This window comes from Dickeya chrysanthemi NCPPB 402, assembly GCF_000406105.1.
Taxonomy (GTDB): Bacteria; Pseudomonadota; Gammaproteobacteria; order Enterobacterales; family Enterobacteriaceae; genus Dickeya; species Dickeya chrysanthemi.
On record NZ_CM001974.1, the window covers coordinates 658,908 to 683,347 of the forward strand.

Here is a 24,440-nt window from a genome sequence, read left to right on the forward strand (position 1 = left end):
ACCGCCGCGTACCTGTTGTGGCGTTAGCGAATTAGTATGTCGCAGGCGGCGTTGAATACACGCGGACGTGAGCAGGAAAAAGGCGCGCGACGCAGTAATGGCGGCCAGTTGGCGGGCATCTTTTTCCTGCTGATGGTGGCCGGCACTATCTTGTGGGGAAGCTGGATGGTGTTGGGGTGGATGAAAGATGCCAGCCGTTTGCCGCTGTCCAAATTGGTGGTGACCGGAGAGCGGCACTACACCACCAATGATGATATTCGTCAGGCGATTTTGTCGCTCGGGTCGCCAGGTACGTTTATGACCCAGGACGTGAATGTCATCCAGCAGCAGATAGAACGTGTGCCCTGGATAAAACAGGCCAGCGTACGTAAGCAGTGGCCGGATGAATTAAAGATTCATCTGGTTGAATTTGCTCCCTTTGCGCGCTGGAATGACCAGCTTATGGTAGACAGTGAGGGAAACGCGTTTAGCGTGCCGGCCGAACGTATCGGTAATAAAAAGATGCCGATGCTATACGGTCCCGAAGGGAGTGAGGAGGATGTGCTGGAGGGATATCGCGAGATAAGCCAGACGCTCGCGGCAGGAAAGTTTGCGGTGAAGATGGTGGCGATGACCGCGCGTCACTCATGGCAGGTTGGTTTGGACGATGATATTCGCCTTGAATTGGGGCGTGATGACCGAAATCGTCGTCTGGCGCGTTTTCTGGAGCTTTACCCTTTGCTGCAGCGGCAGGCTCAAAATGAAAACAAGCGGATTGATTATGTGGATTTACGGTATGACACCGGCGCTGCAGTAGGTTGGAGCCCGGCATTTATTGATCAGCAAAAAGACATTGATCAGCAAAAGAACGGTAATCAGCAACAGAATCAGGCACAGGCTAAACAGCAATGATCAAGTCGACGGACAGAAAACTGGTAGTTGGGCTGGAAATCGGTACAGCAAAAGTCGCTGCACTGGTCGGTGAAGTTCTGCCTGATGGCATGATCAATATCATCGGTGTGGGAAGTTGCCCGTCACGGGGCATGGATAAAGGCGGCGTCAACGATCTGGAATCGGTGGTGAAATGCGTGCAGCGCGCCATCGATCAGGCGGAACTGATGGCTGATTGCCAGATCTCTTCCGTGTATCTGGCGCTGTCCGGCAAGCATATCAGCTGCCAGAACGAGATTGGCATGGTGCCTATATCCGAAGAAGAAGTTACGCAGGATGATGTAGAAAGCGTGGTGCATACGGCTAAATCTGTCCGGGTTCGTGATGAGCACCGTATTCTGCATGTTATCCCGCAGGAATATGCCATTGATTATCAGGAAGGGATTAAAAACCCGGTCGGTCTCTCCGGCGTTCGGATGCAGGCCAAGGTGCACCTGATCACCTGTCATAATGATATGGCGAAGAACATTGTTAAGGCAGTGGAGCGTTGCGGCCTTAAAGTTGATCAACTGATTTTCGCCGGGCTGGCATCCAGCTATGCGGTGCTGACCGAAGACGAACGTGAACTGGGCGTATGCGTGGTGGATATCGGCGGCGGCACCATGGATATGGCGGTATATACCGGCGGCGCGCTGCGCCACACAAAAGTGATTCCTTATGCTGGCAACGTTGTCACCAGCGATATAGCCTATGCGTTCGGCACGCCGCCGACGGATGCTGAAGCAATCAAGGTGCGTTACGGTTGCGCGCTCGGTTCTATCGTCAGCAAGGACGAAACCGTGGAAGTACCGAGCGTCGGCGGGCGCCCGCCGCGTAGTCTACAGCGTCAGACTTTGGCGGAGGTGATTGAACCTCGTTATACCGAGTTATTGAATCTGGTGAATGACGAGTTGTTGCAGCTACAAGAGCAACTTCGTCAGCAAGGCGTAAAACATCATCTGGCGGCCGGCATCGTGCTGACCGGTGGTGCGGCGCAAATTGACGGCCTGGCGGCCTGCGCGCAACGTGTGTTCCATACACAGGTGCGTATTGGTCAGCCGCTGAATATCACCGGATTAACGGATTATGCGCAGGAGCCCTATTACTCGACAGCGGTGGGGCTGCTGCACTACGGAAAAGAGTCTCATCTGAGTGGCGAACACGAGGTTGAGAAACGGACTTCGGTCAGCAACTGGTTTAAACGCCTGAATAGCTGGCTGAGAAAAGAATTTTGACGGTTATCAAAAGAGATCATTAGCACGACTTTTTTGATCTTGAAGTAATACAGGCACAAGACGGAGAGAAACTATGTTTGAACCAATGGAGTTAACCAACGACGCGGTGATTAAAGTCATCGGCGTCGGTGGTGGCGGCGGCAACGCTGTCGAACACATGGTGCGTGAACGCATCGAAGGTGTTGAATTCTTTGCGGTTAACACTGATGCCCAGGCACTGCGCAAAACAGCGGTTGGCCAGACTATCCAAATCGGTAGCGGTATTACCAAAGGTTTGGGTGCCGGCGCTAACCCAGAGGTAGGTCGCAATTCCGCTGAAGAAGATCGCGAAGCGTTGCGTTCTGCTCTGGAAGGTGCGGACATGGTGTTTATCGCAGCCGGCATGGGCGGCGGTACGGGTACTGGTGCTGCACCGGTGGTAGCGGAAGTCGCTAAGGATTTAGGTATCCTGACGGTCGCGGTCGTCACCAAGCCGTTTAATTTTGAAGGCAAAAAACGCATGGCGTTTGCCGAGCAGGGGATCGCGGAGCTGTCTAAGCATGTCGATTCACTGATCACGATTCCCAATGACAAGCTGTTGAAAGTATTGGGACGCGGCATCTCCCTGCTGGATGCGTTCGGTGCAGCTAACGACGTGCTGAAAGGCGCGGTACAGGGTATTGCCGAGCTGATTACTCGTCCGGGTCTGATGAACGTAGACTTTGCCGACGTGCGTACCGTGATGTCCGAAATGGGTTACGCCATGATGGGATCCGGTGTGGCTCGCGGTGAAGATCGTGCGGAAGAGGCGGCGGAAATGGCGATTTCCAGTCCGTTGCTGGAAGATATCGACCTTTCCGGCGCACGTGGCGTGCTGGTTAACATCACCGCCGGCTTCGATCTGCGTCTGGATGAGTTTGAGACGGTAGGTAACACTATTCGTGCATTTGCATCTGATAATGCAACGGTAGTGATTGGTACGTCGCTGGATCCGGATATGAACGACGAACTGCGTGTGACCGTGGTGGCTACCGGTATCGGCATGGACAAACGTCCTGAAATCACGCTGGTTACCAACAAGCAGAGCAGCCAGCCGGTGATGGATCATCGCTATCAGCAACATGGCATGGCGCCGCTGACGCAGGAAAAACCTGCGGCCAAAGTAGTCAATGACCAGAGCGCACAGACCAACAAAGAGCCGGACTATCTTGATATTCCTGCTTTCCTGCGTAAGCAGGCTGACTAAGGTCTGGTTTGGAATCTCCGCTCTTTGTGCTAAACTGTGCCGCCGGCCTTAGTGTAAGCTAAGGCCGTAGGTTCAGATGAATGCGAGATAATACGATGATCAAACAACGTACATTAAAACGTATCGTACAGGCGACAGGGGTCGGTCTTCATACCGGCAAAAAAGTCACCCTGACTATGCGTCCTGCACCGGCGAATACCGGGGTCATCTATCGTCGTACTGACTTGAATCCACCGGTTGATTTTCCGGCTGATGCCAAATCCGTGCGTGATACCATGCTCTGTACTTGCCTGGTTAATGAGCATGACGTGCGTATTTCGACGGTGGAGCATCTGAATGCCGCTCTGGCGGGATTAGGTATCGACAACATCGTTGTTGAAGTGGATGCGCCTGAAATTCCGATCATGGACGGTAGTGCCAGCCCGTTTGTCTACTTGCTGCTGGATGCGGGTATCGAAGAACTGAACTGTGCCAAGAAGTTTGTTCGACTCAAGCAGCCTGTGCGCGTAGAAGACGGCGACAAATGGGCGGAACTGAAGCCGTTCAACGGGTTCAGCCTTGATTTCACGATCGATTTTAAACATCCGGTTATTGATGCCGGCTCGCAACGCTTCAAGCTGGATTTCTCCGCGGATGCGTTTGTGCGCCAGATTAGCCGTGCGCGTACCTTTGGGTTTATGCGCGATATCGAGTATTTACAGTCCCGTGGCCTGTGTCTGGGCGGCAGTCTCGATAGTGCTATCGTCGTGGATGATTATCGTGTGCTGAATGAAGACGGCTTGCGTTTCGACGATGAATTCGTTCGCCATAAGATGCTGGACGCGATTGGTGACTTGTTTATGTGTGGTCACAATATTATCGGCGCATTCACCGCATTCAAATCTGGTCATGCCCTGAACAACAAACTGTTGCAGGCTGTATTGGCTAAACAGGAAGCATGGGAATACGTAACCTTTGAAGATGAAGCGGAAATGCCGCTGGCTTTCAAAGCACCGTCTACCGTTCTGGCCTGAGCCTACCGCGATATAACATTATGACGACTGGTTTTTGCTGGTATTCTCTCCGGCCAGCGAAGCCAGTCGTTTTAATATTTTCTGTAGTCGTTCCGGACTTTGCTCCGCCAGTTCCTTCAATATCTCCGCACTCTGTGTGCTAAGCGTTCTCGCCGGCGTTGTTATAGTGGTTTCATCCACTGTTGATGCGGCGTGCGTTTTCTCGTTTTCACGCATTTTTGCGGCCAGTGCTGGATTAATCCTGATGTCGATTGTGACCAATGATGGTAGTATTTGTGCGCGCAGCGCGGAAAGCAGCGCGGGGTGTTCATAACGTAGTCGCATTAGCCAGTTGGCGCTGGCGGTTTCCAGTACCAACAGCCCGTTGCGATAATTGGCTACCCGACAATATGGGCGCAGGGCTGTGGGCAGCAGAGCATGCACTGCTCGATTGAGTTTCAGCAGAGCGAGCGCACGTTGCTGAATATTGTGCAGCGGCCCCGACCCGAGTTGTGATGCGCCATCGAAAAATGATTCCAGTGATTGTGGACGATTATCACGCATAACGCAGGCTCCGACGGAAAGAAACTTGTGATTGGTATTTTAAATCGTTGGCGACAATTTGGCAGACGTTATTTCTGGCCTCACCTGCTGCTAGGGATGGTTGCGGCGACGCTTGGCCTACCTGCTAACTTCACGGAATCGCGCGACGCCGCTACTGAGCCTAATTCGGCTGCGGCAATCAGTCGTCCAAACGTATCGTATTTCAATCTTACTGATCTGGCGGCATTAAAAGATTCACGTCGCCGTTCGCCATTCAGTAACGATTTCTGGCATCAGCATGCCATCCGGACGGTGATCCGTCACCTGTCGTTTGCGTTTACCCCACCTGTTACGGTCATTGAAGCAGCAGATGTTTCCCGATTGCACCATCAGGTACTGTTGGAAACGCTGAATGCACTGCTCACGCGTGAGGCGACGCCGCAAAATGCTGTCTGTACCGATCAGATACCCACTTATTGTTTACCTTCTCACCATACAGGCCTGTGGCTGGCACAGGTGCAGGGCATTCGTGCCGGGCCTGTTGTTTCCTGACTCCGCTCGTGTTTTATGCTACGGCTGTGGCCGTAGATCCCTTTTCTGATGTCGTGCCGGCATCAATAAACCGGCACTGTTTGAGATTAAAATTACTATGTTAATCAAGTTATTGACCAAAGTTTTCGGTAGCCGTAATGACCGTGCATTGCGCCGTATGCGCAAAATTGTGGATGTGATCAATCGCCTCGAACCTGATATGGAGAAACTCTCCGATGATGAGCTGAAGGCGAAAACCCAGATATTCCGTGACCGAATCAAGAAGGGGGAAACCCTGGAGTCGCTGTTGCCGGAAGCCTTTGCTGTGGTACGTGAGGCTAGTAAACGCGTTTTTGGTATGCGTCACTTCGACGTACAGCTGATAGGCGGTATGGTGCTGAATGAGCGCTGCATCGCAGAAATGCGTACGGGTGAAGGTAAAACCCTGACGGCTACGTTGCCGGCTTACCTCAATGCCTTGACGGGGCGTGGTGTGCATGTGGTGACGGTCAACGACTATCTGGCGCAGCGCGACGCCGAAAATAACCGTCCGTTGTTCGAATTCTTAGGGTTAACCGTCGGCATCAACCTGCCGGGTATGCCGGCACCTGCCAAACGCGAGGCCTACGCTGCTGATATCACCTACGGCACCAACAACGAATACGGCTTCGATTACCTGCGTGACAATATGGCGTTCAGCCCGGAAGAACGTGTGCAGCGTGAGCTGTACTATGCTCTGGTGGACGAAGTGGACTCGATCCTGATTGACGAGGCGCGTACTCCGTTGATCATCTCGGGTCCGGCAGAGGATAGCTCCGAGCTTTATATGCGGGTGAATAAAATCATTCCGTATTTGATCCGTCAGGAAAAAGAAGACTCCGATACCTTCCACGGTGAAGGTCATTTCTCGGTGGATGAAAAAGCCCGTCAGGTCAACCTGACCGAGCGCGGCCTGGTCAAAATCGAAGAGTTGCTGGTGCAAGGCGGCATTATGGAGGAAGGCGAGTCACTGTATTCGCCCGCTAATATCATGCTGATGCACCACGTAACGGCGGCGTTGCGTGCTCATGTGTTGTTTACCCGCGACGTCGACTACATTGTGAAAGATGACGAAGTCATTATCGTTGACGAGCACACCGGCCGAACCATGCAGGGGCGTCGTTGGTCTGATGGTTTACACCAGGCGGTGGAAGCCAAAGAAAATGTTAAGATCAACAATGAAAACCAGACGCTGGCTTCGATCACCTTCCAGAACTACTTCCGTATTTACGAAAAACTGGCCGGGATGACCGGTACGGCAGATACCGAAGCGTTTGAATTCAGCTCTATTTACAAGCTGGATACGATAGTTGTGCCGACCAACCGGCCAATGGTCCGTAAGGACATGCCGGATCTGGTGTACATGACCGAACAGGAAAAAATCAACGCTATCATTGAAGATATCAAGGAGCGTTCCACCAAGGGGCAGCCGGTGCTGGTGGGGACCATTTCCATCGAGAAATCTGAAGTGGTATCGCATGCGTTGACCAAAGCGGGCATCAAGCACAACGTATTGAACGCCAAATTCCATGCCATGGAGGCAGATATCGTAGCGCAGGCCGGTCGCTCGGGGGCTGTGACTATTGCTACCAATATGGCGGGCCGTGGTACCGATATCGTGCTGGGCGGCAGTTGGCAGGCTGAAATAGCGCAACTGGAAGGTCCGGATGATGCGCAGATTGCGGCGCTCAAAGCGGAATGGCAAAAACGTCACGATGAGGTGCTGGCCGCAGGTGGTTTGCACATTATCGGTACCGAGCGTCATGAATCCCGCCGTATTGATAACCAGCTACGTGGTCGTTCCGGTCGTCAGGGGGACCCGGGTTCTTCCCGCTTCTACCTGTCGATGGAAGATGCGCTGATGCGTATTTTTGCATCGGATCGTGTTTCCAATATGATGCGTAAACTGGGTATGAAAGAGGGCGAGGCGATTGAACACCCATGGGTCACCAAGGCCATCGCCAACGCACAGCGCAAGGTAGAAAACCGCAACTTCGATATTCGTAAGCAACTGCTTGAGTACGATGATGTGGCTAACGACCAGCGTCGTGCTATCTACACCCAGCGTAATGAGCTGTTGAATGCCTCTGATATCAGCGAAACCATTAACAGTATTCGTGAGGATGTGTTCAAGGTCACCATCGACGCACATATACCGCCTCAGTCTTTGGAAGAAATGTGGGATATTCCGGGGCTGGAACAGCGTCTGAAAAATGATTTTGATCTCGAACTGCCGATTGCAGAATGGCTGGATAAAGAGCCGGAATTGCATGAAGAGACGCTGCGTGAGCGGATCTACGAGCAGGCGGTCGAAGTTTATCGTCGTAAGGAAGACATTGTCGGCAGCGATATCATGCGCAATTTTGAAAAAGGCGTGATGCTGCAAACGCTGGATTCGCTATGGAAAGAGCATCTGGCCGCGATGGATTATCTGCGTCAGGGGATTCACCTGCGTGGTTATGCCCAGAAAGATCCGAAACAGGAATACAAGCGTGAGTCCTTCGCGATGTTTGCTTCTATGCTGGAAGGTCTCAAATATGAAGTGATCAGTACCCTGAGCAAGGTTCAGGTGCGTATGCCGGAAGAAGTTGAAGTGATGGAACAGCAACGTCGTGAAGAAGCTGAGCGTCTGGCTCGCCAACAGCAGCTGAGTCATCAGGATGAAGCCGCTGGCACTTCACCTTATGCCGATCGTAAAATTGGTCGCAATGATCCTTGTCCATGTGGTTCGGGCAAAAAATATAAGCAGTGCCACGGTCGCCTTCAGAAGTAAGGCGGATAATGTAATGACATATCCCAAAGGCGGTCATCGACCGCCTTTTTACTGGTAGAAAGGATAATGATGCAAAAAACTTTATCTGTGGCGGTGGGGATTATCCGCAATCCGCAGCGGGAGTTCTTCATTGCCTGTCGTCCGGCCGGCGTGCACATGGCCGGTAAATGGGAGTTCCCAGGCGGCAAGGTTGAAGAGGGTGAAACACCGGAACAAGCGCTGGTGCGTGAGCTACACGAAGAGGCCGGGATTGACGTAATGCATCCGACGCCGCTGGGCAGTAAAACGTTTTCGGCTGGAGAGCGACTGATTACACTGCATTTCTTTTTAGTCGAGCAGTGGCATGGTGAGCCGTATGGTCGTGAAGGTCAGCCCTCTCGTTGGTTAACCGCTGACGAGCTGGATGAACAAGAATTTCCGCCGGCCAATGCTGAGATGATTCGCCAGTTGAAAGCGGGTATCGTGTAAACACGGTTACCTGTTTTTTCAGCAACGATTCATGCCAATAGGCATGAATCGCGGTATGAATAGCGGAGCGGATGATTGCCGGACTAGTGGTTCGTTTCACCCCAGATATCGCTGTCTGAGATGTCTTCCTTACTGGGTATGCATTTTTCTTCGTCGGCCCACTCGCCTAAATCGATCAACTGGCAGCGTTTACTGCAAAATGGCCGGTAAGGGCTATTTTCACACCACTCCACCGGTTTGGCGCAGGTTGGGCATTTTACAACGGTCATCTCGTTATCCACGGTATATTTCTCTCCAGAACACAAGGTGTTGACTAACAACATGCCAGCTCGAATTCCAGACGGGCAGGGGTTTGCCCATCACTCTCTAATGGCAGAAAACGGATGGCATAACGGGTTTTATGGCCGGATATTTGTGGGTAGAGTTGGTGTTCAAGACTGATCCGTAAGCGCAGCAGGTCGGCATCAGTCGCATTATCCTGATAAAAGCCGTTCAGGCTGATTTGCTCTTTGAACGCGCCTGCATGGCGAATCAGCTCTAGTATGCTGTCGAGTGAACGCTTCAGTGGCGATACGCTATCCAGCCAGATGTTGGTATGTCGTTGCTTTTGCTCGGGTAACTGGTGTAACCAGATATGCAATGTGGGCAGATCGAAGCTGCAGCACCCGCTTGGCAGGCTCAGGCGTTGACGCACCATGCCGATTAGCTTGTCCTCACGTAGCCCTTGCCCCATGCGCGGCGCGGCAATCAGTTCGGCTGACAGATTGCGTAATTTCTGGCGCAGGGTATTAATACGTATGATATCCGCTTCCGGCAACTCACCCCATTGCGCCAGTTTCTGTTGCTGGCGTTCCAGCTCTTTGAGCAGGTCTGGGCGGGCATCTCCCCGCTCGAGAATATCCAGTAATTCCGACACGGCACGGAAGAAGGTCAAAGCAATGCCAATATCCTTCAAATCGTAATTGTCGTACATTTGTTGCAGTAAAAACTCCAGGCGTAGCCAGGTACGCATTTTTTCATTCAGCGGATACTCAAAAAGAACTGTTGAGGAAACGTCACTCATTATGGGTCGTCCTGTCGGTTGCGGATGCGGCCAGCTCAAGGTAATGCTGATGTAGAGCGGCAATCCGCGGAGCCAGTAAGCTCGGATTGCTGTTATTGTCGATAATATCATCGGCACAAGCCAGCCGCTGTTCACGGCTGGCTTGTGAAGCCAAAATCTTTTCCGCTTGTGTGCGGGATACGCCATCCCTGTCCATGGTGCGCTGCACTTGCGTTTCCAGGGGAACATCCACCACCAAAACGCGGTGTGCTTTTCCTTGCAGTTGGTTTTCCACCAGCAATGGAACCACCCATAAGGCATAAGGGGTGGCAACCGCTGCCAACTGACGCCGAGTTTCTTGCTGGATCAACGGGTGCAGTAAAGCGTTGAGCCAGCGCTTGTCTTCCTGACTGGAAAAAATACGTTCACGCAGGACGCGTCGATTTAATACACCATCGGGTTGTAATATTTCCCGGCCAAAATGTTCCACAATGGTTGCCAATGCCGGTTGTCCCGGCGCAACAACCTGACGGGCGATGACGTCCGCGTCAATGATGGTTGCTCCAAGTGTGGCAAAGCCTTGAGCAACTGTACTTTTTCCGCTTCCTATGCCGCCTGTTAGCGCGACGATGTATGTCATGATAATCAACCGGAAATGGCCGGGTAAATTTATCGGATTCTAGCCCAAATTGCGGAAAAATCGCAGTCTTGTTGCTGGATTATTCGGGCGTATGATCATCAAGAATGGCAGATTATCGCGCATTCCTCCCTGGATCAGGATCCTCACTTCATCAGGTCGTTCATCATGCGTATTGAAGAAGATATTAAACTGGGTTTTAAAGATGTGCTTATCCGCCCCAAACGCTCGACATTGAAAAGCCGTGCCGACGTTGAACTGACGCGTGAGTTTAGTTTTTTGCATGCCGGTTGTGGCTGGTCAGGTATCCCTGTGATTGCGGCTAATATGGACACGGTGGGGACTTTCCAAATGGCGCAGGCATTGGCGTCATTTGAGTTGCTGACCGCCGTACATAAGCACTATTCCGTGGCCGAGTGGCGACGGTTCATCGACGGTACTGCTGCTGACGTGCTGCATTATGTCATGGTATCGAGCGGAACCTCTGATAATGATTTCGAGAAAATGACGCAGATTTTGGCATTATCGCCGGAACTGAAGTTTATCTGCATTGATGTCGCTAATGGGTATTCGGAGCATTTCGTCAATTTTGTCCAGAAAGTGCGCGACGTTTTTCCTGACAAGGTCATTTGTGCCGGTAACGTGGTGACGGGTGAAATGGTTGAGGAACTGTTGTTGTCGGGGGCGGATATCGTCAAAGTGGGGATTGGTCCCGGTTCTGTTTGCACTACGCGAGTCAAAACCGGTGTCGGTTATCCGCAATTGTCGGCGGTGATCGAGTGTGCCGATGCTGCACATGGTCTGGGCGGACAGATTGTTAGTGACGGGGGCTGTACTGTGCCGGGTGATGTGGCCAAGGCGTTTGGCGGCGGCGCTGATTTCGTGATGCTGGGTGGGTTACTGGCGGCCCATGAAGAGTGCGGCGGCGAGATTATTGAGGAAGAGGGTCGTAAAATGATGCTGTTTTACGGCATGAGTTCTGCTTCTGCGATGGAGCGTCATGTCGGTGGCGTTGCTGAATACCGTGCGGCGGAAGGGAAGACGGTGCGTCTGCCGTTGCGTGGCCCGGTAGAACATACGGTCCGTGATATTCTTGGTGGATTGCGTTCCGCCTGTACCTATGTGGGAGCAGCGCGTCTGAAGGAATTGACTAAACGCACCACTTTTATTCGTGTCGCCGAGCAGGAAAACCCCGTATTTAACGGTTGATCGGCATGGTTATGTACTGGCGGGCTCAGGTGGCTGCCAGTACATTGCCCAACTGGAAAATCGGCAGATACATGGCGATAACCAGTGTTCCCACCAATCCGCCAACGATGACCAGCAACAATGGCTCCAGTGTTTGCGTTAGCGTATCTGCAAATTGTCGTGTATGACTCTCATACCAGCCTGCCAGCCGGGCAAATAACTGATCGAGAGCCCCGGTTTCCTCACCAACACTGATAAGTTGGTGGCAGGGAGCGGGATAAAGCACCGGATAGTTATGGATGGCTTGCCCCAGTGGAATGCCTTGCTCGAGTTGCTTTTGGATTTCCGTTAGCGATTGCCGATACACCGGGTTGTTCAAGGTGGCTGCGGCGCTGAGACCAGATAAGAGCGTCAATCCCGCTTGCTGCGTCATCGCCAGTGTATGAAAGATCTGGCTTAGGCAATGGCCTTGTATCAGTGTGGAGAGCAACGGTAGCTTCAGTAATAGTCGTTGTTCCCGTTTTTGCCATTCGACTTGCCGCCGCCGCAATCGTCGGTAAGCCAGTAATATTACGCCGCTAAGGGCGATAAATAACACGCCATAGCGGCCCAGGACATCGGATAACGCCAGCAACATTCGTGTTAGCCAGGGAAGCGGCGCGTCAAAAGAGGCGTATAGCTCAGCGAATTCAGGCAATACCAACGTCAGCATAAGTAATGTAACCAGTATCCCCACCGCAATCACAAACGCGGGATAGCGTAAGGCTTTTATCACTGTTCCCGTCAACTGGCGTTGCATGTCCTGATAGTTTGCCAATCTGGCGCAGCATTCATCCAGTTTTCCCGTTAATTCGCCAACGGAGATGAGTGAACTGCACATGACCGGGAAGGCGGCGGGATAATCCGATAGCACTTCTGAGAGTGCGCGCCCCTGACTGACTTGTTGGCGAATTTCCTGCAACAGGCAGCGCCAGCCGGCTTTCTCGTGCCGGCGCCCAAGCAAGTCCAATGCATCCAGTAAGGGCAATCCGGCTTGCAGCAAGGTCGCCAGTTGCCGGATGATGATAGCGAGCTGGGGGCCTTGCCAGTAACGCTGGGTCAGGTATTGCCCGGTTTTCAGCCGTAGCGGCTGGTAGCCCAGTTCCAGCAGATACTGGTAAATCTCACTTCGTCCGGTACCGATACGTTCGCCTGAGCAGTGCTCGCCATTGCTGCGTAGTGCTTGCCAGTAGTAGAGTTTTTGTACTGCCATAAACGCCCCTATTCAATGTGATTGCCTACAACACGGTAGAGTTCTTCCAGTGAGGTGATGCCTGCATGAACCAACGCTAACCCGGCGGAGAATAATCGGTTTTCCCGGTGCAGAGCGCGCGTTGGGTTGTTATCAGATAGCGATGGAGAACAGGATAAAGCCTGCTGAAGCTCAGGGGTGATCGGCAATAAATCATAAATGGCCGCCCGGCCGTAGTAACCGGAAAAACAGTGTTCACATCCTGTTGCCTGCCAATGTTGCAGTGGGCCTTGCCATAGACTGTCCGGCAGGGTTGTGATGTCTGCCACCCACTGCCGACAGTGTGGGCATAATCTCCTTACCAGCCGTTGGGCTATCACCAGTTTGAGTGCCGCACCCAGCAGATAACCGGGAATGCCGAGGTGTCCCAGCCTGATCAGCGTATCAAGAGCCGAGTTGGTATGCAGGGTGGAGAGTACCAGGTGGCCTGTTTGAGCGGCCTTAACGGCGATTTCGGCGGTTTCGGCATCACGGATTTCGCCAATCATGACAACATCGGGATCCTGGCGTAGTAGCGCGCGTAATACCCGGGCGAAATCCAACTGACCCTGTGTATGGATAGCCGTTTGATTGATGCCGGCTAATGGAATCTCTACCGGATCTTCCACACTGCAAATATTGCGGGTGACGTCATTTAACCAGCGGATAGCGCTATACAGCGTAAATGTTTTACCGCTACCGGTAGGGCCGGTAACCAGAATCAGACCTTGCGGCAGACTGAGTGTTTGCTTGAAGTGTTGCAGCCATTGCTCAGGCAGGCCGAGTTCGTCCAGTTCCAGCGCCTGTTGCTGAGTCTGCAATATCCTGAGCACAACTTTCTCACCGTTCTGGACCGGTAGGGTGGCAATGCGCAGCGAATAGGTATCCGTCTCCAGTCGGAGAGTGAATTGGCCATCCTGCGGCAAACGCCGTTCGGCGATATTGAGTTTCCCCAGGATTTTCAGCCGAGCGATCATACGGTTTGTCGGCAAATCCTGCTCGGATGGAATTTCATGCAACACCCCGTCGATACGCAACCTGACGCGATAACCGGCAGGCAGCGGTTCCAGATGGATATCGGAAGCACGACGCTGGATCGCCAGTTTCAGCGTTTGATTGATGAACTGGACAACCGGCGCATCATCCTGTTCTTCGGATATTGCCGTATCGGTTTGATAAGGTGCCGCCGTTTCTTCGGCCTGTGGCGAAGTAAGCTGTTGTTCCAGTCGTGCGGCGGGCCATTGTTCTACCAGAACCCGCCGGTGGCTGGCGAAACGTAGCGCGGCGACCAGCTCTTCTGCAACCGGCCCGGCTACGGCAACGGAAATGACTTGCTCGTCCATATCCAGCAGTAAGGCATGATAGCGACGGCAAAGTAGCTGTAGCTCCTGGTGTTGTTTATCTTGCGTCATGTTTATCACCCGGCCGTCGCGTCAAAACGGAAGACATCTTCACATGCCTGCCGCAGGCTATCGGACTCGGTGCTGGTACGGCAGGTTCTTGTCCAGCGGGATGCTCCGTTTTGAGTATCCAGCGTCGGCGTCATAACCACGCTCAGCCCTTGCAAGGTCGACTGGCCGGTGAGAGTAATCACACCCTGGTTGATGGTGACCGCGCTGACATAACGCGATGTCGCCGATGTGGGAATGCCCTGGCTACCGGCGTTGCATTCGCCCAATCCAGCATTGCTGAGGCTGCAAAGATCGACTGCGGTCTTATAGGCGCTCATAGTTTGCAGCATGTCGGTCATGGCGGCTTTTTGCAGATAGCCCTGATAGGCCGGAATACCCAGTGCACTCAAAATAGCGATGATGACGATAACGACCATCAGTTCAATCAGTGAAAATCCTTGTTGTGTCATGTTATTGGTTCCCTGGTGTGGCTTGGTGTCGGCAGGATAATGACCATCGACATAGCTGGCGATAGTGATGTTTTTAATCAGGAATCCGTTTGGTAAACGGCAGTGTTCAGCGGTATGTCGTTACAGAAAACAGGCGAGTCGGCTCGCAAAATGCGTGGTGTAAAGCGAACGGTGCTGGCGGAAAAGCAATAACGGCGCGAGGATAATCATCAACCCGGGCGAGGCCGGGCTGATGGAGCGAAATGATGATGGAGCGGGAAGGATTAACTGAAGCGCATCGACAAATCGAGCGCCTGGACATGCTTGGTCAGCGCGCCTACCGAGATGTAGTCGACACCGGTGGCGGCGTAATCCGGCAGCGTTTGCAGCGTCACATTGCCGGATACTTCCAGCAACGCACGGCCATTGGTCAGGGTGACGGCTTCGCGGATAGCGGCCAGCGTGAAGTTATCCAGCATGATGATGTCTGCACCGGCGTTCAGTGCCTGTTGCAGTTCCTCCAGTGTTTCTACCTCGACTTCTACCGGCACGTCGCTGCGCAACTGGAGGGCGTTTTCAACGGCCTGTTTGATGGAGCCGGCGGCAATAATGTGGTTCTCTTTGATCAGAAACGCATCTGCCAAACCAAGGCGGTGATTGCTGCCACCACCGCACAGTACCGCGTATTTAAGCGCGGTACGCAGACCCGGCAGCGTTTTTCGCGTGTCCAGCAATCGGGTTTTGGTCCCTGTCAGTTGTGCGACATAGCGGCCGACTTCGGTTGCCACACCGCAGAGCGTTTGCAGGAAATTCAGGGCCGTGCGTTCACCGGTGAGCAGTTGGCGGGAGGGGCCTTGCAGTCGGCACAGCGGCTGGTTTGCTGTCAGGGCATCGCCGTCACGGACCAGCCAGTCGATGGTCACGCCGTGACCCAACTGACGGAAAACTTCCTCCACCCAGCGACAGCCACAGAAAACACCGGCTTCCCGGGTAATAATGACCGCATTGGCGGCGGTGTCCGCCGGCAATAACTGGGCGGTGATGTCGTGTTCCGGGTTGAGTTCGCCCCCCAGATCTTCACATAAGGCCAGATGTACGTTGGCTGGGATATCTTGCTCAATACGGCTGAGCAGTTCGGCCTGGCGCTGTTCCTGACTATAACGACGTGTTGTCATCATGCTACTCCGACGGAAATCCGGAATGTCTATTATCCCGTTTAGTGAGTGATATCTTTTTAAAGCTATTGTAATTCAGTGTGTTGTTTTTTTGTGGCGTTTGCCCGGCGTCACTGGCACTGCCGTTCAACCGGAGCGTACAGGCGTCGGCAGAGATGTCGAGCACAACCCTGTTTCCGGATGGCAAGTAACATAATCTATTGCGGTGGGTTTTAATATCCCGGCCGTAGCCGGGATACATAATAGTCACGATTAGAAGTTGTAGCCCGCGACCAGATAGTAGCCCCACCCTGTAGAGCGAACATTAAACGGACCGCGGCCAAAATCCAGCTCGGTGCCGTCTGCCCACTGGCCGCCATTATGGAAGTAACGGGCAACCACTGAGTAATGCCAGTGATCGTAGTTCAACGCAAGGATATGACTGGAAGCGATGGCATTGCTGGTGCGCGACGGGCCCGCTGCATTAGCCAGGTCTGAACCGAAGTCGAAGTTGGTAAAGCCGATATAGGTCAGCTTACCGCCCCACAATGAGGTGAGCGGATAGAAATACTTGATTTTGAAACGATAGCCATCCCACTGATCTTCATTCAGCGCGCCGTAGTTCTGCCATTGGTACTTGGCATAGATATTGGCGGACAGCGACAGGTCAGTACCGGTATCGATATCGGTGCCCAGACCTACGTACCAGGTGCTTTGACGTGAGTCATTATTGCGGCCCTGATCGTAGATAATATTGTTGGCAACGTACCACTCTTTGAACGGGCCGAAACCTAACTGTGTGTTGGTCAACTTATCAATCGAGAAACGAGGTTCGATCTCCATGAATAATGGAGAGCCTTTGTCCCAGATACCACGATCAGGCGTGTTGCCCGCACCAAAGCTTTTCGGTACGTCAATGTAGCCATAGAAGTCAAACCAGTCCTTACGGGCAAACACTTCATATTCCAGATACACATCGTTGTTTAACTGAGGTCCGAAACGAGTGTGATAGCTGCCTACCACATTGATGCTCTGGTGCCACCAGTCGGAGAGGTATTGCGGCGCGCGCTCTTGCGCAACGGTGGGCAAACTGTATGACAATGTGCTGATTGCACAGGCGGCAAGGATTTTCTTCATGGCGATTCTCTCTGTTGCCCAAAGCACTGTCAGCAGCACAATATGCTGGCGCGACGGAGAACGATTCGGGCTGTAATGACAAAATAAAAGCTGAAAAGCTTTCCGGCGATGAATAAGCAACGAAAACGTTTGCCTGTGGCGGCAAGCCGATCGCTGCTCTGCCGAAAAGAAGGGGCGCAGCATACCAGAAGAACAGCAGAACATCATGGGTTGTGGGTATATTTTGACAGGATATTCGTTGGTAAACCGAAATGGTTTTTTAACACGTCAGGAATAGGGCGGATGCGGTAAGATATCTGGATAATGAGCGCGCCAACCGGGCAGGCCTGGCAGTTCGATGGCAGGGGGTTACAAGGCAACAGGCCGTGGTGTGGAAGGTTTACCGAATGGCACGTCAGATAACAGGAGCATTGATGAAAGTCGAACAAGGCTGGCTGACCGATGTCAGACGCGTTCCGTCACCGCATCAGGATGCGCGTCCGGAAGGTGAACTCCCTTCATTACTGGTGATTCACAACATCAGTTTGCCCCCAGGCGAATTTGGCGGACCCTACATTGATCAACTCTTTACCGGTACGCTGGATGGGAATACTCACCCCTATTTCGCGTCAATATGCCACCTGCGGGTATCTGCGCATTGTCTGATTCGTCGTAACGGCGAAATTGTACAGTATGTGGCATTCGATCAACGGGCCTGGCATGCCGGGGTATCGCAATTTGAAGGGCGAGAGCGTTGTAATGATTTCGCGATTGGTATTGAGCTGGAAGGCACCGATACGCTGCCGTTTACCACTCAACAGTATGCCTGTCTGGCCGAGGTTACGCAGTTGCTGAGCGCGGCCTATGGCATTACGCCTGATCGCATTACCGGGCATAGCGATATCGCACCAGGACGCAAGACCGACCCCGGCCCTGCGTTCGACTGGGATCGATATCAACGGTTATGGCAGACACCACCGGAACAAGGGGAGTAATTACTGATGACGCTGTTTAGCCTATTGCTGGTCCTGGGGTGGGAGCGGTTGTTTAAGCGTGGCGACCACTGGCAATTGGATCACCATCTGGAGCGGGTGTTCCGTCATCTTTCTGCGCCATCACTGGCGCAAACGTTGTTGTTGACCATCGTGGGTATGGCGGTAGTCCTGGCGGCGCAGTGGTTACTCAGTGGATGGTTGTTTGGTTTGCCGATTTTGCTTCTGTGGATTGCCGTCGGGTTATTGTGCATTGGCGCGGGGGAAATACGTCGGCACTATCATCGCTATATTCAGGCTGCCCAGCGCGGTGAAGCGGATGCCTGCCGGGAAATGGCCGAGGAACTGGCATTAGTGCATGGCCTGCCGCGTGATGCCGGCGAGCGTGAGCGGCTAAGGGAACTACAAAACGCGCTGTTGTGGCTAAATTTTCGTTTTTATCTGGCGCCGTTATTCTGGTTCGTCGCCGCCGGTCCTTATGGCCCGGTGGCACTGGTCGGCTACACGGTATTGCGTGCCCGACAGTGCTGCCTGGCTCGTCATCATACACCGCTGGAAAGAGCGAATTCCGGCGTTGATACTCTGCTGCATTGGCTGGACTGGATTCCTGTTCGGCTGGCCGGTGCCGCTTATGCGCTATTAGGGCATGGTGAGAAGGCGTTGCCGGCTTGGTTTGCCGCCATGATGGACGCCCGCTCTTCTCAATACTGGGTGCTGACCAAACTGGCTCAGTTTTCTCTGGAGCGGGAAGTGCATGACGACCCGATTGCTACGCCGAGGGCGGCGGTGTCGCTGGCGAAGAAGGTAACGTTGGTACTGGTGGTGGTGGTCGCGTTGCTGACTATCTACGGTACGCTGGTATAACGGCTTGGAAACAGCATGGCCTGGCGGCCATGCTGACAATAGAAAGGATTATTGACGCGGTTTGAAACGATAGCCGATGGCCAGTACCAACAGCCAGACGGGTATCAATACCACGGAAATCTGAATGCCCGGCGTCAGGGACATAATAACCAGAATGCCGACCATAAAAGCCAGACACAGATAGTTACCAAACGGGTACCATAGCGCTTTAAAGCGAGTCTGCACGCCTTCTCGCTCTTTACTGGCGCGGAATTTCAGGTGCGCCAGGCTTATCATCGCCCAGTTAATGACCAGCGCGGATACCACCAGCGCCATCAAGAGCTCAAACGCTCTGCCCGGAATCAGGTAGTTGATCAGTACGCACAGCGCGGTTGCCAGCGCAGAAATACCAATCGCTACTACCGGCACGCCGCGGCGGTCTACTTTCAGCAACGATTGCGGTCCGTTCCCCTGTTTAGCCAGGCCGTACAGCATGCGGCTATTACAGTAAACGCAACTGTTGTATACCGACAGCGCCGCCGTCAGCACCACGACATTCAGGATGTTGGCGACCAAATCGCTGTTCAGCGCATGGAAAATCATCACGAACGGGCTGCCGCCTTCGACGACTTTGCCCCACGGATAGAGCGAGAGCAGAACAGTCAGTGAGCCGACGTAGAAAATCAGGATGCGATAGATGACCTGATTGGTGGCGCGCGGAATGCTTTCTTCCGGTTTGTCTGCTTCAGCAGCGGTAATCCCGACCAATTCCAGGCCGCCGAAAGAGAACATGATCACCGCCATCGCCATCACCAGGCCGCTGATGCCGTTGGGGAAGAAACCGCCCTGGGCCCAGAGGTTAGTAATGGATGCCTCTGGCCCGCCATGCCCGCTCAGCAATAACCAACTGCCGAATGCGATCATACCAATAATGGCCACGACCTTAATAATGGCAAACCAGAACTCCAGTTCACCGTACATTTTCACGTTGGCGAGGTTAATGGCGTTAATCAGCACAAAAAATACGGCAGCGGAAACCCAGGTGGGAACACCCGGCCACCAGTATTGAACATAGATGCCGACGGCGCTCAACTCCGCCATGGCAACCAGTACGTAAAGTACCCAGTAGTTCCAGCCGGAGGCGAAACCAGCGAAATTACCCCAATATTTATAGGCAAAGTGGCTGAATGAACCCGCTACCGGTTCTTCCACTACCATTTCACCCAACTGGCGCATGATAAAAAATGCAATCAAACCGCCGATAGCATAACCCAGCAGAACAGACGGCCCGGCCATTTTGATCGTTTGTGCGATACCGAGGAACAGCCCGGTTCCAACCGCTCCCCCCAGAGCAATCAACTGTATGTGACGGTTTTTTAGGCCGCGTTGCAGCGTACCGTCTTGTTGATCTTGCATGCTTTCTACCCTCTGCCGATGAAAAGACAAACCGTTCACCGACAGTGGGCGTTGGTTTGTTTGTCTTTTTACGTGTGTGTAATTTTATATTTACGACGCTGACAAACTTAAATCGCCGCCAACGCTATCGCGCGTCAGAGAATAGTGATAAGTGCAGAGAATTGCACTGATTTCTTACGGGGCATGACGTAAAAGTGTGATGTCATGATCCGCGTCATCTGTACGGTAAGGTTTTACGATTTTATTGAGATAGGGGGCCCAATCGGCGTGGTTGCCTTTTCGCTGTCATAACGGTGCGATATGTTAGGAATATTTAGGAATATTATAGAATAAAAAGGTCCGACTTATTGTTGTGTTTGAATGGGTATGCTTTTTTTGTGAATTTTTAGTCAATTTGTCGACGGTTGAACGGTTCAGCTTTGCCTGATTAGGGTTTCAAAAAAGTTAAAACGAAGACCTTTCCAGAATGGTCATACCACTGACCGATTCGTGCTTTTGCCACAAGAATTGAGGCATTTGTTAAAAAGTGGGGTGATTGGTGATTTCGCGCAACGTCCGTATGGACAGAAGGTGAATACTTTGTTACTTTGTGCCTCACGTTTTTAAAATTGGTATTACCAATTGACTCCGCGCTTTTTCGCCGGGAAGAATTCACATGGCCTACAGCAAGATCCGTCAACCAAAACTGTCAGATGTGATTGAACAGCAACTGGAGTTTCTGATCCTTGAGGGAACCTTGCGCCCCGGAGAGAAGCTACCGCCGGAACGCGAACTGGCAAAACAGTTTGATGTTTCCCGCCCCTCGCTGCGCGAGGCGATTCAACGGTTGGAAGCCAAAGGGTTACTGTTGCGCCGTCAGGGCGGCGGTACTTTCGTCCAGAACAACCTTTGGCAGAGCGTTAGCGATCCGCTGGCGGAACTATTAAGTAATCATCCGGAATCTCAGTTCGACCTCCTCGAAACCCGCCATGCCCTTGAAGGGATAGCTGCTTACTATGCCGCTTTGCGTGGCACGGAAGAAGATCTGCAGCGTATTCGTGATTGCCATGCCCAGATTGAAACGGCGCGTGAAGCCAGCGATCTGGAAGGGGAATCCGAGGCGGTCATGCACTATCAGGTGGCGGTGACCGAGGCGGCGCATAACGTCGTGTTGTTGCACCTGCTGCGCTGTATGGGGCCGATGCTGGAACAAAACGTCCGGCAGAATTTTGAGTTGCTTTATCTGAGTCGTGAAGTTCTGACGCAGGTGAGTAGCCATCGAGCCAGGATTTTTGAAGCGATTGTCGCTCGTGAGCCGGAAAAAGCCCGCGAAGCATCACATCGTCACTTGGCTTTTATTGAGGAAGTATTGCTGGAACTTAACCGGGAACATAGCCGACGGGAACGATCGTTGCGTCGGCTCCAGCAACGCAAGGATTAGGCCGCCGACCGGCGGTCGTTTGCGGTAACAAGACGAAGGGCCTGTCTTCCTGTGCTTTCTCCTACAGGAACAGAGTACAAGAAGACAGGCTCCAGACAAATCCACTGATTAGAAACAGATAAGGAATACACCATGTCAGAACGTTTGAACAATGACGTGGATCCGATCGAAACGCGTGACTGGCTGCAGGCGATCGAATCGGTTATCCGTGAAGAAGGTGTTGAGCGCGCTCAGTTCCTGATTGATCAGGTACTGTCCGAAGCACGCAAAGGCGGTGTGAAAGTGGCTGCGGGCAGTGCCGGCAGTCACTACATCAACACCATCGCGGCAGAAGATGAGCCCGCTTATCCGGGGAACCTTGATCTGGAGCGCCGTATTCGTTCCGCAATCCGCTGGAATGCCGTGATGACGGTACTGCGTGCGTCTAAGAAGGATCTGGAGCTGGGCGGTCATATGGCGTCTTTCCAGTCTTCCGCCACCTTCTATGAAGTGTGCTTTAACCACTTCTTCCGTGCGCGCAACGCACAGGACGGCGGTGACCTGGTGTTCTTCCAGGGACATATCTCCCCGGGCGTTTACGCGCGTGCCTTCCTGGAAGGTCGCCTGACCGAAGATCAAATGAACAGCTTCCGTCAGGAAGTTCATGGCAACGGCCTGTCTTCCTATCCGCATCCGAAACTGATGCCGGAATTCTGGCAGTTCCCGACTGTATCGATGGGCCTGGGCCCAATCAACGCGATTTATCAGGCCAAGTTCCTGAAGTATCTGAATAACCGCGGTCTTAAAGATACCACCAAACAAACCGTTTACGCCTTCCTGGGCGACGGTGAAATGGATGAGCCGGAATCTAAGGGCGCTATCACTATCGCGACCCGTGAGAAGCTGGACAACCTGGTGTTTGTCATCAACTGTAACCTGCAGCGTCTGGATGGCCCGGTTACCGGTAACGGCAAGATCATTAACGAGCTGGAAGGCATCTTCGGTGGTGCGGGCTGGGAAGTGATCAAGGTTATCTGGGGCGGCCGTTGGGATGAACTGCTGCGTAAAGACACCAGCGGTAAGCTGATTCAGCTGATGAACGAAACCGTTGATGGCGACTACCAGACCTTCAAATCCAAAAACGGTGCTTACGTGCGTGAGCATTTCTTCGGTAAATACCCGGAAACCGCCGCACTGGTTAAAGACTGGAGCGATGATGATATCTGGGCTCTTAACCGTGGTGGTCATGATCCGAAGAAAGTCTACGCTGCACTGAAAAAAGCACAGGAAACCAAAGGTAAGCCGGTGGTTATTCTGGCTCATACCATCAAAGGTTATGGTATGGGTGATGCGGCTGAAGGCAAGAACATTGCTCACCAGGTCAAGAAAATCAACATGGACGGCGTGCGTTATTTCCGCGACCGTTTCAATGTGCCGGTTGCTGACGCTGATGTCGAAAAACTGCCGTTCATTACCTTCGACAAGAACTCCGAAGAGTACAAATACCTGCACGAACGTCGTCAGGCGCTGGAAGGCTACCTGCCGTCCCGTCAGCCACGATTTGATGAGAAGCTGGACCTGCCGACGCTGGAAGATTTCAGCTCTCTGCTGGAAGAGCAGACCAAAGAAATCTCCACCACCATCGCCTTTGTTCGTGCACTGAACGTGATGCTGAAGAACAAGTCTATCAAAGACAGACTGGTTCCGATCATCGCCGACGAAGCGCGTACCTTCGGTATGGAAGGTCTGTTCCGTCAGATCGGTATCTACAGCCCGAACGGTCAGCAGTACACCCCGCAGGATCGCGAACTGGTCGCTTACTATAAAGAAGATCAGAAAGGCCAGATCCTGCAGGAAGGGATCAACGAACTGGGTGCAGGCTCCTCCTGGCTGGCGGCGGCAACGTCTTACAGCACCAACAATCTGCCGATGATCCCGTTCTACATTTACTACTCCATGTTCGGGTTCCAGCGTATCGGCGACCTGTGCTGGGCAGCGGGCGACCAGCAGGCGCGTGGCTTCCTGATCGGCGGTACTTCCGGCCGTACCACGTTGAACGGCGAAGGTTTGCAGCATGAAGATGGTCACAGCCATATTCAGTCGCTGACTATTCCGAACTGTATTTCCTACGACCCGGCTTTCGCTTATGAAGTAGCGGTCATCATGCATGATGGTTTGGTTCGTATGTATGGCGAAGCACAGGAAAACATTTACTACTACATCACTACGCTGAACGAAAACTACCACATGCCGGCGATGCCGCAGGGCGCCGAAGAAGGCATCCGCAAAGGTATCTACAAGCTGGAAACCGTGGCGGGCAGCAAAGGTAAGGTTCAGTTGCTGGGCTCCGGCTCTATCCTGCGTCATGTGCGTGAAGCCGCACAGATTCTGGCGAAGGATTACGGCATCGGTTCCGATGTGTATAGCGTCACCTCCTTCACGGAACTGGCCCGCGATGGTCAGGACTGCGAGCGCTGGAACATGCTGCATCCGACCGAAGCGCCGCGCGTACCGTACATCGCTCAGGTGATGAACGACGCACCGGCAGTGGCGTCTACCGACTACATGAAACTGTTTGCCGAGCAGGTACGTACCTACGTTCCGGCCAGCGATTATCGCGTACTGGGCACCGATGGTTTCGGCCGTTCCGACAGCCGTGAAAACCTGCGTCACCACTTCGAAGTGGACGCGTCCTACGTGGTCGTTGCTGCATTGGGCGAACTGGCTAAACGCGGTGAAGTTGAAAAATCTGTCGTGGCTGAAGCCATCAAGAAATTCGACATTAACCCTGAAAAAGTTAACCCGCGCGTAGCATAAGAGGGAAAGAG

The 24,440-nt window shown here is 53.0% G+C and carries 22 protein-coding genes; 12 read left to right on the top strand and 10 right to left on the bottom strand.

From position 1 onward, the window contains the following. Positions 1-36 precede the first annotated feature (36 nt). The 4 genes from ftsQ to lpxC all read left to right on the top strand — a co-directional run bounded on the left by ftsQ (position 37) and on the right by lpxC (position 4,382). A complete protein-coding gene (gene ftsQ / locus DCH402_RS03035; RefSeq protein WP_039999614.1) occupies positions 37-891 on the top strand; it encodes a cell division protein FtsQ in 855 nt (284 codons plus the stop codon). Further along, entirely contained in the window at positions 888-2,144 is a 1,257-nt protein-coding gene (ftsA, locus tag DCH402_RS03040) for a cell division protein FtsA (RefSeq protein WP_012768377.1), read from the top strand. The genes ftsQ and ftsA overlap by 4 nt, the downstream gene beginning before the upstream one ends. A gap of 73 nt (positions 2,145-2,217) precedes the next feature. Further along, on the top strand, positions 2,218-3,369 hold the full coding sequence (gene ftsZ, locus DCH402_RS03045; protein ID WP_012768378.1) for a cell division protein FtsZ: 1,152 nt from the start codon (positions 2,218-2,220) through the stop codon (positions 3,367-3,369). Positions 3,370-3,464: 95 nt separating this feature from the next. Next, a complete protein-coding gene (gene lpxC, locus DCH402_RS03050) occupies positions 3,465-4,382 on the top strand; it encodes a UDP-3-O-acyl-N-acetylglucosamine deacetylase (RefSeq protein ID WP_039999615.1) in 918 nt (305 codons plus the stop codon). 18 nt (positions 4,383-4,400) lie between these two features. On the opposite strand, the gene DCH402_RS03055 is transcribed toward lpxC, so the two are convergent. Further along, the gene (locus DCH402_RS03055) at positions 4,401-4,925 is read right to left on the bottom strand and encodes a DUF721 domain-containing protein (RefSeq protein WP_039999616.1); all 525 of its coding nucleotides are present in this window, start codon (positions 4,923-4,925) and stop codon (positions 4,401-4,403) included. A gap of 27 nt (positions 4,926-4,952) precedes the next feature. Here DCH402_RS03055 and secM point away from each other — a divergent pair, with 27 nt between their 5' ends. The 3 genes from secM (at position 4,953) to mutT (ending at position 8,715) form a co-directional block, all read left to right on the top strand. Then, positions 4,953-5,456 (top strand): secA translation cis-regulator SecM, encoded by a 504-nt coding sequence (secM, locus tag DCH402_RS03060; protein WP_039999617.1) that lies wholly within the window; start codon positions 4,953-4,955, stop codon positions 5,454-5,456. A 97-nt stretch (positions 5,457-5,553) separates the two neighbouring features. Beyond that, positions 5,554-8,247, top strand: a complete 2,694-nt coding sequence (secA, locus tag DCH402_RS03065) for a preprotein translocase subunit SecA (protein WP_039999618.1) — start codon at positions 5,554-5,556, stop codon at positions 8,245-8,247. A 66-nt stretch (positions 8,248-8,313) separates the two neighbouring features. Continuing rightward, entirely contained in the window at positions 8,314-8,715 is a 402-nt protein-coding gene (gene mutT, locus DCH402_RS03070) for an 8-oxo-dGTP diphosphatase MutT (protein WP_081638998.1), read from the top strand. Positions 8,716-8,798: 83 nt separating this feature from the next. On the opposite strand, the gene yacG is transcribed toward mutT, so the two are convergent. Genes yacG through coaE form a run of 3 tightly spaced genes read right to left on the bottom strand, consistent with a single transcriptional unit; the run spans position 8,799 to position 10,397 of the window. Further along, positions 8,799-8,996: a DNA gyrase inhibitor YacG gene (yacG, locus tag DCH402_RS03075; protein ID WP_081642207.1), complete on the bottom strand. Its 198-nt coding sequence runs from the start codon at positions 8,994-8,996 to the stop codon at positions 8,799-8,801. Positions 8,997-9,028: 32 nt separating this feature from the next. Continuing rightward, positions 9,029-9,778 (bottom strand): cell division protein ZapD, encoded by a 750-nt coding sequence (gene zapD, locus DCH402_RS03080; protein WP_039999619.1) that lies wholly within the window; start codon positions 9,776-9,778, stop codon positions 9,029-9,031. After that, complete coding sequence (gene coaE, locus DCH402_RS03085) at positions 9,771-10,397, bottom strand: dephospho-CoA kinase (protein ID WP_039999621.1); 627 nt, start codon at positions 10,395-10,397, stop codon at positions 9,771-9,773. Before coaE ends, zapD begins: the two co-directional genes overlap by 8 nt. Positions 10,398-10,562: 165 nt before the next feature. Here coaE and DCH402_RS03090 point away from each other — a divergent pair, with 165 nt between their 5' ends. After that, a complete protein-coding gene (locus DCH402_RS03090; RefSeq protein ID WP_039999623.1) occupies positions 10,563-11,603 on the top strand; it encodes a GMP reductase in 1,041 nt (346 codons plus the stop codon). A 25-nt stretch (positions 11,604-11,628) separates the two neighbouring features. Here DCH402_RS03090 and hofC read toward each other — a convergent pair whose 3' ends face one another. From hofC to DCH402_RS03115, 5 genes are all read right to left on the bottom strand, one after another. Then, a complete protein-coding gene (hofC, locus tag DCH402_RS03095; protein WP_039999624.1) occupies positions 11,629-12,834 on the bottom strand; it encodes a protein transport protein HofC in 1,206 nt (401 codons plus the stop codon). An 8-nt stretch (positions 12,835-12,842) separates the two neighbouring features. Then, a complete protein-coding gene (gene gspE / locus DCH402_RS03100) occupies positions 12,843-14,264 on the bottom strand; it encodes a type II secretion system protein GspE (RefSeq protein WP_039999626.1) in 1,422 nt (473 codons plus the stop codon). A gap of 5 nt (positions 14,265-14,269) precedes the next feature. Continuing rightward, the gene (gene ppdD / locus DCH402_RS03105) at positions 14,270-14,713 is read right to left on the bottom strand and encodes a prepilin peptidase-dependent pilin (RefSeq protein ID WP_039999628.1); all 444 of its coding nucleotides are present in this window, start codon (positions 14,711-14,713) and stop codon (positions 14,270-14,272) included. A 263-nt stretch (positions 14,714-14,976) separates the two neighbouring features. Further along, positions 14,977-15,867, bottom strand: coding sequence for a carboxylating nicotinate-nucleotide diphosphorylase (gene nadC / locus DCH402_RS03110; RefSeq protein ID WP_040003330.1), 891 nt, complete (start codon positions 15,865-15,867; stop codon positions 14,977-14,979). Between the two features lie 252 nt (positions 15,868-16,119). Beyond that, positions 16,120-16,983, bottom strand: coding sequence for a nucleoside-specific channel-forming protein Tsx (locus DCH402_RS03115; protein ID WP_039999629.1), 864 nt, complete (start codon positions 16,981-16,983; stop codon positions 16,120-16,122). A 413-nt stretch (positions 16,984-17,396) separates the two neighbouring features. Between DCH402_RS03115 and ampD the strand changes: the two genes are divergently transcribed. Continuing rightward, positions 17,397-17,957 (top strand): 1,6-anhydro-N-acetylmuramyl-L-alanine amidase AmpD, encoded by a 561-nt coding sequence (gene ampD / locus DCH402_RS03120; RefSeq protein ID WP_039999631.1) that lies wholly within the window; start codon positions 17,397-17,399, stop codon positions 17,955-17,957. A 6-nt stretch (positions 17,958-17,963) separates the two neighbouring features. Next, positions 17,964-18,818 carry a beta-lactamase regulator AmpE gene (ampE, locus tag DCH402_RS03125; protein ID WP_039999633.1) on the top strand — a complete coding sequence of 285 codons (855 nt, stop codon included), beginning with the start codon at positions 17,964-17,966 and terminating at the stop codon, positions 18,816-18,818. A gap of 48 nt (positions 18,819-18,866) precedes the next feature. Here the strand turns inward: ampE and DCH402_RS03130 are convergent, their stop codons facing one another. Further along, on the bottom strand, positions 18,867-20,213 hold the full coding sequence (locus DCH402_RS03130; RefSeq protein WP_039999634.1) for an amino acid permease: 1,347 nt from the start codon (positions 20,211-20,213) through the stop codon (positions 18,867-18,869). Between the two features lie 655 nt (positions 20,214-20,868). On the opposite strand from DCH402_RS03130, the gene pdhR reads away from it, so the two are divergent. Both pdhR and aceE read left to right on the top strand, forming a co-directional pair. Continuing rightward, positions 20,869-21,633: a pyruvate dehydrogenase complex transcriptional repressor PdhR gene (gene pdhR, locus DCH402_RS03135; RefSeq protein WP_039999636.1), complete on the top strand. Its 765-nt coding sequence runs from the start codon at positions 20,869-20,871 to the stop codon at positions 21,631-21,633. 132 nt (positions 21,634-21,765) lie between these two features. Beyond that, the gene (aceE, locus tag DCH402_RS03140; protein WP_039999637.1) at positions 21,766-24,429 is read left to right on the top strand and encodes a pyruvate dehydrogenase (acetyl-transferring), homodimeric type; all 2,664 of its coding nucleotides are present in this window, start codon (positions 21,766-21,768) and stop codon (positions 24,427-24,429) included. The last annotated feature ends 11 nt before the right edge of the window (positions 24,430-24,440 follow it).

Bases quoted from the DNA above. Each gene is read 5' to 3' on its own strand.
- ftsQ (WP_039999614.1), top strand. From the start codon at position 37: ATGTCGCAGGCGGCGTTGAATACACGCGGACGTGAGCAGGAAAAAGGC.
- ftsA (WP_012768377.1), top strand. From the start codon at position 888: ATGATCAAGTCGACGGACAGAAAACTGGTAGTTGGGCTGGAAATCGGT.
- ftsZ (WP_012768378.1), top strand. From the start codon at position 2,218: ATGTTTGAACCAATGGAGTTAACCAACGACGCGGTGATTAAAGTCATC.
- lpxC (WP_039999615.1), top strand. From the start codon at position 3,465: ATGATCAAACAACGTACATTAAAACGTATCGTACAGGCGACAGGGGTC.
- DCH402_RS03055 (WP_039999616.1), bottom strand. From the start codon at position 4,925: ATGCGTGATAATCGTCCACAATCACTGGAATCATTTTTCGATGGCGCA.
- secA (WP_039999618.1), top strand. From the start codon at position 5,554: ATGTTAATCAAGTTATTGACCAAAGTTTTCGGTAGCCGTAATGACCGT.
- mutT (WP_081638998.1), top strand. From the start codon at position 8,314: ATGATGCAAAAAACTTTATCTGTGGCGGTGGGGATTATCCGCAATCCG.
- zapD (WP_039999619.1), bottom strand. From the start codon at position 9,778: ATGAGTGACGTTTCCTCAACAGTTCTTTTTGAGTATCCGCTGAATGAA.
- coaE (WP_039999621.1), bottom strand. From the start codon at position 10,397: ATGACATACATCGTCGCGCTAACAGGCGGCATAGGAAGCGGAAAAAGT.
- DCH402_RS03090 (WP_039999623.1), top strand. From the start codon at position 10,563: ATGCGTATTGAAGAAGATATTAAACTGGGTTTTAAAGATGTGCTTATC.
- hofC (WP_039999624.1), bottom strand. From the start codon at position 12,834: ATGGCAGTACAAAAACTCTACTACTGGCAAGCACTACGCAGCAATGGC.
- gspE (WP_039999626.1), bottom strand. From the start codon at position 14,264: ATGACGCAAGATAAACAACACCAGGAGCTACAGCTACTTTGCCGTCGC.
- ppdD (WP_039999628.1), bottom strand. From the start codon at position 14,713: ATGACACAACAAGGATTTTCACTGATTGAACTGATGGTCGTTATCGTC.
- nadC (WP_040003330.1), bottom strand. From the start codon at position 15,867: ATGACAACACGTCGTTATAGTCAGGAACAGCGCCAGGCCGAACTGCTC.
- DCH402_RS03115 (WP_039999629.1), bottom strand. From the start codon at position 16,983: ATGAAGAAAATCCTTGCCGCCTGTGCAATCAGCACATTGTCATACAGT.
- ampD (WP_039999631.1), top strand. From the start codon at position 17,397: ATGAAAGTCGAACAAGGCTGGCTGACCGATGTCAGACGCGTTCCGTCA.
- ampE (WP_039999633.1), top strand. From the start codon at position 17,964: ATGACGCTGTTTAGCCTATTGCTGGTCCTGGGGTGGGAGCGGTTGTTT.
- DCH402_RS03130 (WP_039999634.1), bottom strand. From the start codon at position 20,213: ATGCAAGATCAACAAGACGGTACGCTGCAACGCGGCCTAAAAAACCGT.
- pdhR (WP_039999636.1), top strand. From the start codon at position 20,869: ATGGCCTACAGCAAGATCCGTCAACCAAAACTGTCAGATGTGATTGAA.
- aceE (WP_039999637.1), top strand. From the start codon at position 21,766: ATGTCAGAACGTTTGAACAATGACGTGGATCCGATCGAAACGCGTGAC.